Below are 14,952 nucleotides of genomic sequence, written 5' to 3'. Positions count from 1 at the left end.
TTTTCTTTTATAAGCTTGCTAAATTCACATTAAAAAACTGTTGGGCATAGTTTGCACCGGCAGCCCTTATATTCATTGAACCATTTTTTTTATCGAGGTATACGGTATGGTCATTTTCTATATCACTGTTAAAAACACAGGTTCTAACGCCTACGCTTACCCTATCTCCTATTTGGCAGTTACCGATAACAGATGAATTGGCGGTTAATGAAACCCCTTTCCCAAACACAGGATATATCCCGTTGTGCGAACCTACTGTGCACCCATGTAAGGCAATAAAAAAATCGTTATAACTGGCTTTGCCCAGCATAGTGCCTACGCTGTGGAACAATAAGAATATTTCAGGAAGGGCGGTATCGTACATACAATCCAGGCCATTCAGTGATTTATTAAGATAGTATAGTTTATTGCAGGTGTTCTTGTCCCCTTTCTCTTTCCAGATAGAATTGGCGAGGTACCACAGGTACATTACATAATGATCGCTGTATAAATGATTGAAGAAAGTATTTTCTCCGTTATTGTAATGTTTTAAAGTACAGTGTTGATAACAATGTTCCAGTCTATTCAGCGCAAGTTCAAGTGGCTGACGGTACTGGTTAAGGTCAACAGTATTATTATCCGGGAAAAAATGATTCAGTTGCCTGGATGTATAATCAGCTAATTCCTGTATGTTGAGTGATGTGATCATTCAATAGTTTTAAGCTTCGAATTATCGCCCCAGAATTCCATCGGCTCATAATCGGGATAAGGGTAATAACCAAGATTCAGCGTTATATTTTTTCCTGTTGCTGCCAGGTATTTTTGTACAAACTCCTTCACGGTAACCGGCTCGCCACTGCAGCAGTTTATAATGCCTTGTACTTTTTGCTGTAATGCAATTGCTGCAATATTTTCGGCTACTCTTTCCACCGGTAAAAAATCCCTTACCTGCTCTCCGCCGCTCATATTAAATACAGCCTGGTTGGCTGCCAGGGCTTTTTCCAGTTGCGAAAGTAATGAATTTGGATTTTGCCCTGCACCATACATATAAAACAGCCGAACCCATTTAAAATTAAAGCCGGTTTGCAATTGCAATGCCTGCATTTTTTTACGCAGGGTGTCTTTGGCCACTGCATAAGGATTGGCTGGAAATGTTTCCATGTCTTCACTTAAGCAGCCCTGCTGCATGCCGTATTCAAAACAGGTGCCGGTAACCGTGATATCTTTTTGCCCGTTTGCAACAAGGTTTTGTAAAAAAGCAAAATGGCGGGGCAGGTTTTCTGTAACGTGAAAATCAGATTTATAATTGGGCAATCCTTCCCAGGCAAGATGAATGACCGCATCGGGCTCATTAAAATATTGCTGGTAATTGACTGCAGTATCAAACTGCTGTAAATTAAAAGGAATGTATCGCACGGTATGGAACCAACTGCAAAGCCTGGCTTTTTCTTCGGCAGAGGATGTGGCAATAACAGTACAACCTCTTTGCTGTAATGCAGCAATAACATAACCGCCAATAAAACCAGTTGCACCTGTTACCAGTATTTTTTTCATCCGCCTTACAGCATTTGTAATGAAGGAATAGGAACAACGAATTTTCCACCCCAGTCTTTGATATAAGCCAGTTGCTGGGTTATCTCATCCTTTAAGTTCCATGGAAGTATGATCACAAAATCCGGTTGGGCATCTTTCAGGTATGCTTCATTTACTACCGGAATGTGGCTAGCAGGTAAAAATTTATCCTGCTTATGTGGATTGGCATCCACCACAAAACTGATCAAATCACTCTTTATACCGCAATAGTTGAGCAATGTATTTCCTTTTGCAGCAGCGCCATAGGCAGCCACTTTTTTTCCTGCTCTTTTTTGATCGATGAGGAATTCGGTAATATCTAATTTTACCTTCAATGCTTTTTGTTGAAAATTATCATAGTAAGCAAGGCCATTCAAACCTTTAGCAGTTTCTTTTGCAAGCATTGCTGCAACATTCGGCGAAATTGCTTTTGAACTATCTTCTTTATGTTTAGCATATATCCTTAACGAACCACCATGTGTTGGCAATTCTTCCACATCAAACATTTCCAGTCCCTGCGATTCAAATACCTGCTTTACTGTATAGAAAGATAGATAAGAAAAGTGTTCATGATAGATCGTATCAAACTGGTTGTTATCCACCAGCTGCATCAAATGCGGGAACTCCATTGTGATCACACCATCTGTTGCAAGAACGATCTTCATGCCGCCCACAAAATCCACGATATCGGGCACATGCGCCAGTACATTATTACCTAATAATAAATTGGCCGTGGTGCCCTGGCTTTTTAATTGTTTTGCCAAAGCCACTCCAAAAAATTCCACTACAGTTGCAATGCCTTTCTGCACGGCCACTTCAGCTGTGTTGGCAGTTGGCTCAACTCCCAGCACTTTAATTCCCTTTTGCAAAAAATACTGCAGCAGGTAGCCATCATTGCTCGCTATTTCTATTACCTGCGAATCTTTGTTATAGCCAAAGCGTTCCGTCATTTTATCAGCGTAGTTGCTGGCATGTTTTAACCAGCTGGTGCTGTAAGAAGAAAAATAAACATAGTTACTATCGAATATGGCATCCGATTTTTTATATTCATCCACCTGTACCAAAAAACATTTGTGACAGGTATACACTTTAAGGGGATAAAAAGTTTCAGGTTCATTTAACTGTTCCGGCGTTAAAAAAGAATTAGATGCAGGTGAATTTATCAAATCGATAAAAACACGTTCCAGTTCGGTTTTACAAAATCTGCATTGCATAATTATAGTCCTTTAAAATTTTCATTTAGCAAAGGATGTTGTTCATCCCTTGCCGAAATATTGTTTGCCGGTAAAGGCCAGTTGATATTTACAGCAGGATCGTTGTATCTAATGCCGCCTTCTGCACCCGGTGTATAGAACTGGGAGTGGTGGTATATCAATTCACAATCGTTGCTGAGGGTTTGAAAACCGTGTGCAAAACCTTCCGGTATGTACAGCATTTTACGGTTTTCTGCCGAGAGTTCAGTACCGAACCACTGTAAAAATGTAGGCGACTCTTTCCGCAGATCAATGATCACATCATACACAGCACCTGCAATACAGCGTACCATTTTTATTTCGCTGAATGGCGGCAGCTGGTAGTGCATGCCTCTTATACTGCCCTTTTGTTTAGTGTATGAGTGGTTCATCTGTACCCACTCACTGTTATGCCCGATGGCTTCAAACTCTTTTTTGCAATAAGTACGGGCAAACCAACCACGCTCATCCGTAAAAGCATTCAGCTCTACTATATAACTACCTTTTAAAGATGTTGCTGTAAACGTCATTTTTGCAGGTAGTTTTTTATTTGCTGTACTGTATACTCCAATACATTTTCCGGCTGTTGCTTATACCAGTTAATGGTCCATTCAATCGCCTCTTTGCTGTCCAGTTTAGGCTGCCAGTCTAAAACATCTTTCGCTTTTGTAATATCCAGTTGCAGCAAACCTGCTTCATGCGGCTGGCTGGCATCCGAAATATCTTTCCACGAACCGCTACCCCAGCAATCGATGGCGGTTTGTACCAGTTGCTTTACCGGTAAATGATCGCCGGGCAAGGGGCCAAAATTATAGGCGCCTGAATATTTTACTGCATCCATATCCAGCAGCATACCGGCTGTAAGATAGCCTGATAATGGCTCCAGCACATGCTGCCAGGGACGTACGGCAACAGGATTCCTCACTTCAACCGGCTGACCGTTTTCGAGTGAACGCACCACATCGGGAATGATCCTGTCGGCGCTTCTGTCGCCTCCACCAATTACATTGCCCGCCCTTGCACTGATCACCGCTTTTTGATGGACCGCATAATTGCGTATATTAAAAAAAGAATTCCTGAATGAACTTACCACTATTTCAGCAGCGGCCTTGCTGGCGCTGTAAGGGTCGTAACCACCCAATACATCGTCTTCTTTATAATGGTAATTGATCTCCCTGTTCTCGTACACTTTATCGGTGGTGATAACAATTACAGTGCATTTGCCCGGCAGGTTTTTCACTGCTTCCAGCACATTGGCAGTACCGGTAACATTTATATCAAATGTTTCGGAAGGTACCTGGTAGCTGCGCCTTACCAATGCCTGCGCAGCAAGATGAAAAATAAGATCGGGTTGAAAATTATTGATCTCGGCCTGCAGTTTTTTTGTATCCCTGATATCGGCATATACATTCTCAAATGATATATTACCCGCAATGGTTGTAAAAAAACTATTGCTCTCTTCGGGTGGCAGTGCATATCCTTTTACGGTTGCGCCCAGCATGTGCAGCCAGGTAATGAACCAGGTGCCTTTAAAACCGGTATGCCCGGTCACCAATACCTTTTTGCCTTTATAATATGATGACGTTTGCTGATTTACCACACTTTCCATTTTGCCTGTTTGGTTTTCCATAATTCTTCCAGCTCCAGTTTATCTCTTAAAGCATCCATCGGTTTCCAGAATCCGAAATGCTTAAAAGCAGCCAGTTGTTTATTGTTGGTCAGTTTTTCCAGCGGTTCATCTTCCCACATCATGTTCGTCATATCACCCTCCAGGTAAGAAAACACTTCCGGCTTTAAAACAAAAAAGCCACCATTGATCCATTTGCTTTCATCTTTTGCTTTTTCCCTGAACGAAGTTACTTCGCCATCATTTCCAAGGTCCATTCCACCAAAGCGGGCATCCATTTGTACAGCTGTTACGGTGGCTACTTTATTTTGTTTTTTATGATAGGCCAGCAATTCTTTCAGGTTCACATCACCAACGCCATCGCCATAAGTAAGCATAAAGTCTTCGTTGCCCACATATTTTTGTACCTGTTTCAAACGTCCTGCAGTTTTGGTGTTCAGGCCGGTTTCCACCAGCGTAACCTTAAAAGGTTCTGAACTGGTACCATGTATCTCTGTTTTATTATTAGTGAGGTCAACGGTGATGTCAGAATTATGCAGGAAGTAATTCATAAAATATTCTTTGATCACATAACCCTTATAACCCAGGCAGATAATGAATTCGTTGAACCCATAATGGCTGTATATTTTCATTATATGCCACAAAACCGGTTTGCCGCCAATTTCCACCATTGGTTTGGGGCGGATATCCGTTTCTTCGCTTATTCTTGTACCCAGGCCGCCGGCAAAAATTACTACTTTCATTTAGCTAGATGGTTTAAGGCGCAAAATTATCGCTTTATTTTCAAAAAAACTTACTTTAGCGTATGAGTCAGATAAGGCGACAGAGTATTATATCCACTATCATCATATTTATCGGCTTTGCGGTTGGTTTTTTCAACAATCTTTTCTTCACCAAACCCTATTGGTTCAGTACAGATCAATATGGCCTTACCCGCAGTTTTTTCGATTTCAGCCAGTTGATCGTTGCCTATTCATTCCTGGGGCTTCCTTCAGTGATATATAAATTTTCTCCCTATTACAGGGCGCACCTTAAAGACGATGAGAACGATCTTTTCAGCTGGACCCTCCTGCTGTCTATAATTGGCTTTCTTGTTTTTTTGGTGTTTGGCATAGCCTTCAAATCCTATTTTGCACAAAAATTCTCTGTCAACTCAAAGCTGCTGGTGGATTATTATTACTGGATCTACCCCTTTGCATTTGCATTACTGATATTTGGCCTGCTGGAAGCATATTGCTGGAGCATCAAACGGACCATTATATCCAATTTTTTAAGAGAAACTGGTTTACGACTGCTTACTTCCGTATTGATTTTGCTGTTTGTTTTCAAAGTGATCAATTACGATATTTTTATCAAACTGTTTGCCTGCCTGTATGGTGTGCTGGTGTTGATATTGCTTACTTACCTGAAACAAAACAACCAGCTGCATTTTAATTTTAAAGCGAGTAAAGTAACACGCCGCTTCAAAAAAAAGATGCTCACCTTTGGTTGTTTTGTATTTGCGGGCATTGCCATTTCCACTACGGCATCTTTGCTGGACAGTGTCACCATTTCCAGTAAGATCGGCCAGGCTGCGGTGGGCATATTTGCATTCTCCACTTATATCAGCAATATCATACAGGTGCCGCAACGCAGCATCATCGCCATTTCAATACCAGTATTATCGGAGGCATGGAGAGAGAAAAAAACGGAGACCATTAAAAAAATTTACCAGCGCAGCAGCATCAACCTTTTATTGATAAGCCTTTTCCTGCTCGGTAATATCTGGCTTTGCTATGAGGATGGTATCGGCGCATTAAAACTAAACCCGGTGTTCCTGGAAGGTAAATACGTAGTGCTGCTGTTTGGGTTAAAACTGGTGGTGGATATGGGTACAGGCGTTAACGGCCAGATCATCGGCACTTCCAATTTCTGGAAATTTGAATTTTTGACCGGGCTGATACTGTTGTTACTGATCGCACCGCTGAATTATATTTTAATAACCAAAATTGGTATTGTGGGCGCCGGTGTATCCAACCTGGTTGCATACACGGTTTACAATGTTATACGCCTTGTTTTTTTATGGAAGAAATTCAGGATGCAGCCTTTTTCTATCAATACCCTATACGCATTATTATTGGCGCCGGCTGCTTATTGTATTACGTATTTTTTATTGCAGCAACTACACGGCTGGCCCGGCATTATCTGCAAAGGGCTTATCTACAGCAGTCTTTTTATTACAGCGGTCTGGTATTTAAAACTCACTCCCGATGCTGCACCGGTACTGGATACTTTTAAAAAGAAACTGGGTATTAAAAAATCAGGCAGTTAAAAACCCGAGGAATTTTTTTAATGCATTCCTTTTATCTGCATCCAGGTTGTAGGAAATGTATTTTGTATAATACGCTTTCATATCAAAATAAGGGTAATTCACAGCCGATACGATCTCATCAATATGCTGCAGGCCCAGCTGCGTGGTATTATTGAAGGCAGTAATAAAATCAGCATCCAGTTGCCGGTTGCTTACCCAGGCCGCAAATACAAATGGTAACCCTGTGAACTTTTGCCAGGCTTCGCCCAGGTCAAAATGATATTGAGAAACGGGCAACTGCCTGAATGCCCTGTCGCCGATCACTAAACCGGCAGTGGTACCTCCAATGGTCTGCTCAAAACCTGCAGTGGCCGGTACCAGTTCGGGTGTTATTTTCCAGTATTCTTTCAATAATATCTTAAGCAGTGCCACCGAAGTGCGGCTTTGATAATCGAGCAATACTCTTTCAATTTTATCAATGGGCACATCACTGAAAAGGCATACACTCGCTACGGGGCCAACACATCCAATGCCGTAATCCGATACAATATGATACTCTTTCATCAGCGGCAACACCGCCACCGGTACCAGTCCTATATCTATCTCGTTCTTCAATAATTTTTGTGCAATATTGGCGGGAAAATCAAATTGCAATTCCATTTCTTCCTGCATCATCCCCTTTTCAAATCCGTAGATCAGGGGCCGGGTATTTAAATAACTTACTGCCCCAACTTTAATCTTCTGTGTCAATTACTGTATTTTTGCCGCAAATTTACAGCAACGTCATGGATTTAAACCAATTAACCGCTATTTCTCCCATCGATGGGCGCTACCGTAAGCAATTGCAGCAACTGGGCGAATACTACAGCGAATACGCATTGATCAAATACCGGGTACTGGTGGAAGTGGAATATTTTCTTTTTTTAGCCGAAAAGAAGTTTTTTAAAGTAGATGCCCAACTTAAAAAGCAATTGCAGGATGTTGCCGGCAATTTTTCTTTAGCCGATGCACAGGAAATTAAAGATACCGAACGCATCACCAACCATGACGTAAAAGCTGTAGAGTATTTTCTAAAGAAACAACTGGAAAAACTGGGTGCCCCTGCATTAAAAGAATGGGTACATTTTGGCCTCACTTCGCAGGATATCAATAATACCGCCATACCATTATTGTGGAAAGACAGTATTGAACAGGAATACCTGCCTGCCATCATCAACCTGCAGGCAGCAGTTGGAAAATTAGCGGTTGCCTATAAAGATGTGCCTATGCTGGCCCGTACGCACGGACAGGCTGCATCCCCAACCCGCCTGGGTAAAGAACTGATGGTATTTGTGGAACGTTTGGAAAACCAGGTGCAGCTATTCAGCTATATTCCATTTAGTGCAAAATTCGGTGGTGCAACAGGGAATTTTAATGCACACCATGTGGCATATCCCAAATACAACTGGATAAAATTTGCCAACGATTTTGTAGAAACAAAACTGGGTCTGCAACGCCAGCAGTACACCACGCAGATAGAACACTACGATGTACTGGCCGCACATTTTGATGCCATAAAAAGGATCAATAATATACTCATCGATCTTTGCCGTGATATATGGACCTATATCAGCATGGATTATTTTAAACAAAAGACCATTAAGGGAGAAATTGGCAGCAGCGCCATGCCGCATAAGGTAAACCCGATAGATTTTGAGAATGCAGAAGGCAACCTGGGCATTGCTAATGCCTTACTGGAGCACTTGGCTGCAAAATTGCCCATCTCCCGCCTGCAGCGTGATCTTACTGATAGTACCGTATTAAGAAATATCGGCACTCCTATCGCACACACTATCTTGTCGGTGAAGTCCATTGAAAAAGGATTGGGCAAACTGGTGCTGAATGAAGCCAAATTAAAAGAAGACCTTGAAAACAATTGGGCCGTGGTGGCCGAAGCTATCCAGACCGTTTTACGCAGGGAAAATTATCCCAATCCTTACGAGGCTTTAAAAGAACTGACAAGGGGCAAAGCATCCATTAATAAAAAAACAATGCAGGCATTTGTAAAGAAATTAAAAGTGAGTGCCGCAGTAAAAGAAGAGTTGATGCGAATAACACCGCATAGTTATACCGGGCTGTAACAGTCCCTTCCTGATATGAAAAAACACTGGCTTTTATACTGCTTAATGGCTTTTGTGATGAAGGCTTATCCTCAAACCGATCTTAATAAAGGTTTGATGGCCTACTATCCCTTTAATGGTAATGCCGAAGATGCCAGTGGTAATAATAACCATCCTGTATTTAACAATGCTACATTAACCAGCAACCGGTTTGGCGAGCCCAACAGCGCTTATCATTTCAACGGTATCAATACCTACATGCGTATACCCAACAGCGTTAGTTTGAATGCCGGTAATACAATTACACTATCAGCATGGGTAAGGCCAACAGGTTTTTATTACGATATATGCCATGCCAGTATTATCCTTTTAAAAGGCACTGCCGATTATTTACCCGGCAATTATGCCTTGCGTTTTGATGATGCTTTGTTTACAGGAGGGCAAGGCTGCAGCGGCGACCGGCTGAAAGACTCGTTGCACCTCAATTTCAGGGGTACGGGCACGCCCATGAAAACCTATGAGCCTTATATAAAAAAGAACGGATGGTATTCGGTGATATATACCAATGATGGTACCACTGCCAGGTTATATGTGAACTGCGAATTAAAATATGCAGTACCTTTTAAAGAAAAATTCACCAATACCGACGACCTGTTGCTGGGGCGTACCAATGATGCCATGTTTCCCTTTTGGCTCAATGGCGACCTGGATGATATCAGGATATACAACCGTGCATTGAGCCTGGCCGAAATAACCACCCTTTGTAAAGAGCAAAAGAAGAAAGATACTATAAAACCCATTGCACCTGTAAAAGAAGCGATCAAAAAAGACAGCATCAAACCTGCTGTTATACCGGTAATAGCGCCGGCAAAAGAAATACCACTCGAAAAAAGAAGTAATGACCTGGTAAGACAGATAGAAGTGGAACACGATTCCATTACAGTAACGCTATATGATAATGGCGAAGTGGATGGAGACAGCGTAACACTGATCTACAACAGCAAAACCATCACCACGCATTTACGCCTTACCGAAAAGCCGGTTACTTTTACGCTTAAAGTTGACAGAACTGCGAGCAACGAACTGGTAATGTATGCCGAAAACCTGGGCAGCATTCCACCCAACACCGCATTGATGGTAATATACGACGATAAAAAACGTTATGAACTGAATATCAGCAGTACCAAAAGCAGCAATGGCGTGGTGGCATTCAGGTTAAAACAGTAGGTGGCCAGGTGCTTTCGTACGGAGTTCTGTACACGAATATGTGCCCTTTTTACACGTTTTTTGACTGAAATGACACAGTTGTAGATTTGATACTACATAACTATGCGACCTGAGGAAATTGGGTTAATTTTATGGCGGAAAACCGTTAAACCTTTACCATACTTATCCCCTTATCAAATGCCCGGATACCAGGGCTATAAATCACTCATGAGGCAAATTACTTTACCCTTACTGCTTATACTCACTGCATTATTTGCTGATGCCCAAACCAATCCGTCAAAAAATAATACAAAAAAGCACCCCGAAACCCATTCCCTGGTGAATTGCAATAACTGGCTTTCGACACCTACATTCCCTTCCCTGGTAACTATTGGTGACCTGGATGTTCCCGGTAATCAGATAACAGTTGAAGGAATGGTGAACCGGACCTCCTTTTTATCCAATGGTGTAATTACTGACGGTGACCTTGTAACCAAACATACAGGCCCCAGTAATGTAAATTACATTTTAAGAACAACCGGCGCATTAATAACTACATCCACCGGTTTTTATGCAACGCCTCCTGTCTGTGATATTTTACTAAATAAGACCTACCACTTTGCAATGGTATATAATGGCAGTACGTTGAAATTCTACAGAAATGGTTTTTTAATGAGCCAGGTAGCTGCTACCGGCACTTTATTTCAAAATGACCTTCTTACGGCAATAGGGCTTCTTTCTAACCAAAACCTGAATGAAAACCTGGTGGGTTATATCAATGAGATCCGCATCTGGAACGTGGCACGTACCCAGGCCCAGATACAGGCATATATGAATACATCGCTCCCCAATCCCACTACACAAACAGGATTACTTGCATACTACACTTTTGATGACCTGGTGAATAAGCAAGGAAACACGGCCTGGAACGGAACTTTAGTTGGATCAGCTTCCATCAACAATACTAATCCCAGCTGTACTTTCGTTGCAGACTCCTGCGAAATACCGGCACTCCCAACCTGTGTTTTCTGGCCAAAGTTCACTGCAGGAAATTATACAACCCCTATCCCCTACGGCAACACGCTTTCCTTTTCATACACCAATCCGGCAAACCTGGGAGGCATCACTGCTTACAGCACAATGACTCCAGGCAATTGGTTTACACCCAATCCTACAATAGCCACTACATCACCACCTAATTCCACAGCACATAATGTAAGCGACCTGGGGGGTATCACTATCTACCCGGTGATCACGGGCAACCAGGGCACTATCAGTTTTGCAAGCCCCACCACAACGGGTTTTTACATGCATATATACCAAACCATCTCAACGTTGGATTTTGATCATTCTTTTACGTTGATCTCATCTGATGGTGACCTGCATGTAGGGAGTAGTGGTCCGTTAACCAATAATGTTATCATTTCAAACATCGGCCAGGGCGTTTCACCTGATGATGCTAATGCAACCATCTATTTTCCACCGGGTATATCGCAGCTGCATTTTACGCTTACAGCCCATCCAACATCTCCGGGCGGCGATGGCATTAAATTGGCGTTTACTTTCCCTGATAATTGCTTAGCTGCATGTGGCTCCAGTTTTGATTATTCTTATAAACAAAATACCTGCAACCCTTTGTCTGTTCAATTTTTTGGCGAAGGCGCCTCGCTCTCTAATCCCTATTGGTCTTTTGGGGATAACAGCACCACCGTCGGCACTTTAAACCCAACACATAATTATACTGCACCGGGTAATTACCTGGTACGGTTTACTATAGATAATCCGGCATGCAACGATACTATCAGCAAAACTATTACTGTAAATGTTGTACAGGATGATATTGTGCTTACGCCCGATACCACTATTTGTGCCGGCGCCACTAAACTTTTAAGAGGTATTGCATCCACTAACTTTTGCTGGTCGCCAACCACTTATTTAAACGATGCCACACTAAATAATCCCACAACGTCTACGCCCTCAAATATCACCTACTACTATACTGCCGAAATACCGGGACCCAATCTTATTACCAATGGAGATTTCAGCCTGGGTAATACTGGATTTACATCCGACTATGTATTCCAGGCTTCCAACACTTCCACTAATGCGGCTTATGGTATAACTACCAATGCACAAACATGGAATACAGGTGCAAGCCCCTGCATGGATCATACCAGCGGTACAGGAAATATGTTTGTTGCCAATGGTGCTACAACTATCGGAAAAAAAGCATGGAAGTCGGGGACGATCGCTGTAACGCCCAATACCAATTATCAATTCTCTGCATGGATACAAACTATTTCATTAGCCAACTTTGCTGTATTTAAGTTTTATATTAATGGTTTGCCATTTGGGCTAACTTTAAATGGACCCAATACAGCTTGCCAGTGGGTGCAGCAAAAGATCAACTGGAATTCAGGCAACAACACGACGGTCGATCTTTCACTCGAAGATTTCACCTATGATGCAAACGGTAATGACTTTGCACTGGACGATATTTCTTTTACCGCTGTAACAATAAAAAAAGACAGCGTTAAGATCACAGTTGAAACGCCTGTTGTAAATGCTACAGGTGGCGCAGCCGTATGTAGTGGTACCCCTGTGCAGTTAAATGCATCTGGTGCTTCCTCCTATTCGTGGAGCCCTGCTACAGGCCTATCCAATCCCAATATAGCCAACCCTGTTGCAACAGTTACCTCCACTACAAATTACACAGTAAGCGGCACAACTGTTAACGGATGCACTGCCCAGGCCACTGTGACCGTAGCAATTTCCACCGCAGCGAGCTTTGATTTTACCTACAAACAGGATGTGTGCAACCCGTTGTCGGTGCAGTTTACAGGTGCCGGTGCATCATTGGTAAACCCTTATTGGTCTTTTGGCGATGCTGCTACAACCACGGGCACACTAACGCCAACGCATACCTACACTACTGCAGGAAATTACCTGGTAAGGTTTACGGTTAATAACAGCCCTTGCAACGACACCATCAGTAAGATGATCACCGTGGGAGTGGTGCAGGCAGATATCGTATTAACACCCGATACCACTATTTGCCCTGGTACTACTAAATTATTAAGAGCAGTTCCTTCGGCCAATTTCTGCTGGACACCGACCACGTATCTTAATGATCCAACATTAAATAATCCAACCACTAATACGCCTGTTAATATCACTTATTATCATACCGCAGAAATCCTGGGCAACAATATTATTATCAATGGAGATTTCAGCGCAGGCAATACAGGATTTACATCCGGCTATAATTATGCTGCTATTAACACTACAGAAGGAGAATATTTTGTTGGTACCAGTCCACAAGCCTGGAATGCATCACTTAGTAATTGTCCCGATCATACCAATAATGGTGGTAATATGCTTTTGGTGAACGGAGCGCCGGTTGCAGATGTAGTGGTGTGGAAGCAACAGGTAACTGTAACACCTAATACCAATTATTCATTCTCCACCTGGATACAGGCATTGTATCCTCCCAATCCTGCGCAGCTGAGTTTTTCCATCAATGGAATAAGCGTTGGTAACCTCATCACGGCCAGCCTGCCTACCTGTACCTGGAAGCAATTCTTTACCAACTGGAATTCGGGAAACAATACAACAGCATCCATTTCAATAGTAAACAAGAACACGATCGTACTAGGTAATGATTTTGCTTTAGATGACATTTCCTTCGCTCCTGTTTTAATTAAAAAAGATAGTGTAAAGATCACTGTGGATAATCCCTCAGTAAACGCCACATCCAGCGGGCCGCAATGCCAGGGCATCGCCAATCAATTGAATGCAACAGGCGCCGCTACATATTCCTGGCTGCCCGTAACAGGTTTGTCCAATCCAAATATAGCCAACCCATTGGCAACACCGGCCGTTACAACTACTTATACCGTAAGCGGGATCAGCAGTTATGGTTGCCCTGCAGGCAACAATGTTACAGTAGTGGTAATGCCTAAACCGGTTATCACAAAATCAAAAGACACGACGATTTGTAAAGCCACTTCCGTTACATTATTTGCTACCGGTGGTAATACTTATCTATGGTCGCCAGCCGCTACATTAAGCAATCCTAACATACCCAACCCGGTTGCCACGCCGGTAGCGCCTGTCACGAAATATTATGTTACCGTTACCAACACAGCTGTCAACCTTTGCAGTACGATAGATTCTGTACAGGTAACCATTAAACCCGACCCGGTCTTTGCCGTATCTCCTGCAAAGACCGTTTGCCAGGGTACTCCTGTACAACTGCTGGCATCCGGTGGTGATACATACAGCTGGCTGCCTGCCAATCTTGTAAGCGATCCATCCATACCGAACCCTTTATCTACGGCAACAACCGGCAGCACCAATTATAGTGTAACCGTTACTGAAAGTACCTGTAAAATCACCAGCACTTTATTTACCAGCCTTGTTATAAATCCCAAACCGGTAGTAACAGCTATTAAATCCAACGATATTAATTGCGCTATTGAATTTACTCACCTGCTGGCAAGCGGGGCAACAGATTATACCTGGACGCCTGCTACTGGGCTGAGTAATGCTTTTATAGCTAACCCAATAGCAAGGCCTGTTGTGACCACGCAATATGTAGTAAGCGGAAAAAATGCTTTTGGTTGTGCTGGTACCGATACACTGGATGTAACCGTAACCACCACCGGTAAAAGCGGCTATCACATGCCTAACAGCTTTACCCCTAACAATGATGGATTGAACGATTGCTTCGGCATCAGCTACTGGGGCATTATTGAAAAAGTGGAATTCTTTATCTACAACCGTTATGGTGAGCGTGTTTTTTACACCAACGATCCTTTAGGTTGCTGGAACGGCATGTATAAAGGTGTACCTGCCGACCAGGGCAATTATGTGTATTATATTAAAGCAATAACCGCCTGCGGGCCATCAGAAAGAAAAGGTAACGTGGTACTGCTACGGTAATTA

The 14,952-nt window shown here is 42.7% G+C and carries 11 protein-coding genes; 4 read left to right on the top strand and 7 right to left on the bottom strand.

The window, feature by feature from the left end:
• Nucleotides 1-7: 7 nt before the first annotated feature.
• From QM738_RS25205 to rfbF, 6 genes are read right to left on the bottom strand one after another with little or no spacing between them, the layout of a single operon-like run.
• On the bottom strand, nt 8-688 hold the full coding sequence (locus QM738_RS25205; RefSeq protein ID WP_462279551.1) for an LbetaH domain-containing protein: 681 nt from the start codon (nt 686-688) through the stop codon (nt 8-10).
• On the bottom strand, nt 685-1,533 hold the full coding sequence (locus QM738_RS25200) for an NAD-dependent epimerase/dehydratase family protein (RefSeq protein ID WP_462279550.1): 849 nt from the start codon (nt 1,531-1,533) through the stop codon (nt 685-687). Before QM738_RS25200 ends, QM738_RS25205 begins: the two co-directional genes overlap by 4 nt.
• Before the next feature lie 5 nt (nt 1,534-1,538).
• Nucleotides 1,539-2,765, bottom strand: a complete 1,227-nt coding sequence (locus QM738_RS25195; RefSeq protein WP_462279549.1) for a methyltransferase domain-containing protein — start codon at nt 2,763-2,765, stop codon at nt 1,539-1,541.
• 2 nt (nt 2,766-2,767) lie between these two features.
• Nucleotides 2,768-3,313 (bottom strand): dTDP-4-dehydrorhamnose 3,5-epimerase, encoded by a 546-nt coding sequence (gene rfbC, locus QM738_RS25190; RefSeq protein ID WP_462279548.1) that lies wholly within the window; start codon nt 3,311-3,313, stop codon nt 2,768-2,770.
• Complete coding sequence (gene rfbG / locus QM738_RS25185; protein WP_462279547.1) at nt 3,310-4,392, bottom strand: CDP-glucose 4,6-dehydratase; 1,083 nt, start codon at nt 4,390-4,392, stop codon at nt 3,310-3,312. The genes rfbC and rfbG overlap by 4 nt, the downstream gene beginning before the upstream one ends.
• Nucleotides 4,377-5,153: a glucose-1-phosphate cytidylyltransferase gene (gene rfbF / locus QM738_RS25180; protein WP_462279546.1), complete on the bottom strand. Its 777-nt coding sequence runs from the start codon at nt 5,151-5,153 to the stop codon at nt 4,377-4,379. The genes rfbG and rfbF overlap by 16 nt, the downstream gene beginning before the upstream one ends.
• A gap of 62 nt (nt 5,154-5,215) precedes the next feature.
• On the opposite strand from rfbF, the gene QM738_RS25175 reads away from it, so the two are divergent.
• The gene (locus tag QM738_RS25175) at nt 5,216-6,721 is read left to right on the top strand and encodes a lipopolysaccharide biosynthesis protein (protein ID WP_462279545.1); all 1,506 of its coding nucleotides are present in this window, start codon (nt 5,216-5,218) and stop codon (nt 6,719-6,721) included.
• On the opposite strand, the gene QM738_RS25170 is transcribed toward QM738_RS25175, so the two are convergent.
• A complete protein-coding gene (locus tag QM738_RS25170; protein WP_462279544.1) occupies nt 6,710-7,450 on the bottom strand; it encodes a menaquinone biosynthetic enzyme MqnA/MqnD family protein in 741 nt (246 codons plus the stop codon). The genes QM738_RS25175 and QM738_RS25170 overlap by 12 nt on opposite strands.
• Before the next feature lie 35 nt (nt 7,451-7,485).
• On the opposite strand from QM738_RS25170, the gene purB reads away from it, so the two are divergent.
• From purB to QM738_RS25155, 3 genes are all read left to right on the top strand, one after another.
• Nucleotides 7,486-8,820: an adenylosuccinate lyase gene (purB, locus tag QM738_RS25165; protein WP_462279543.1), complete on the top strand. Its 1,335-nt coding sequence runs from the start codon at nt 7,486-7,488 to the stop codon at nt 8,818-8,820.
• Between the two features lie 15 nt (nt 8,821-8,835).
• Nucleotides 8,836-10,026 carry a LamG domain-containing protein gene (locus QM738_RS25160; protein WP_462279542.1) on the top strand — a complete coding sequence of 397 codons (1,191 nt, stop codon included), beginning with the start codon at nt 8,836-8,838 and terminating at the stop codon, nt 10,024-10,026.
• 207 nt (nt 10,027-10,233) lie between these two features.
• The gene (locus tag QM738_RS25155) at nt 10,234-14,949 is read left to right on the top strand and encodes a PKD domain-containing protein (RefSeq protein WP_462279541.1); all 4,716 of its coding nucleotides are present in this window, start codon (nt 10,234-10,236) and stop codon (nt 14,947-14,949) included.
• Nucleotides 14,950-14,952: the final 3 nt, after the last annotated feature.

Source organism: Ferruginibacter sp. (assembly GCF_049840995.1).
Classification (GTDB): Bacteria; Bacteroidota; Bacteroidia; order Chitinophagales; family Chitinophagaceae; genus Ferruginibacter.
This window is presented reverse-complemented; position numbering and strand designations above follow the sequence as displayed.

Coding starts and splice junctions, on each gene's coding strand:
- QM738_RS25205 (WP_462279551.1), bottom strand. CDS start 688: ATGATCACATCACTCAACATACAGGAATTAGCTGATTATACATCCAGG.
- QM738_RS25200 (WP_462279550.1), bottom strand. CDS start 1,533: ATGAAAAAAATACTGGTAACAGGTGCAACTGGTTTTATTGGCGGTTAT.
- QM738_RS25195 (WP_462279549.1), bottom strand. CDS start 2,765: ATGCAATGCAGATTTTGTAAAACCGAACTGGAACGTGTTTTTATCGAT.
- rfbC (WP_462279548.1), bottom strand. CDS start 3,313: ATGACGTTTACAGCAACATCTTTAAAAGGTAGTTATATAGTAGAGCTG.
- rfbG (WP_462279547.1), bottom strand. CDS start 4,392: ATGGAAAGTGTGGTAAATCAGCAAACGTCATCATATTATAAAGGCAAA.
- rfbF (WP_462279546.1), bottom strand. CDS start 5,153: ATGAAAGTAGTAATTTTTGCCGGCGGCCTGGGTACAAGAATAAGCGAA.
- QM738_RS25175 (WP_462279545.1), top strand. CDS start 5,216: ATGAGTCAGATAAGGCGACAGAGTATTATATCCACTATCATCATATTT.
- purB (WP_462279543.1), top strand. CDS start 7,486: ATGGATTTAAACCAATTAACCGCTATTTCTCCCATCGATGGGCGCTAC.
- QM738_RS25160 (WP_462279542.1), top strand. CDS start 8,836: ATGAAAAAACACTGGCTTTTATACTGCTTAATGGCTTTTGTGATGAAG.
- QM738_RS25155 (WP_462279541.1), top strand. CDS start 10,234: ATGAGGCAAATTACTTTACCCTTACTGCTTATACTCACTGCATTATTT.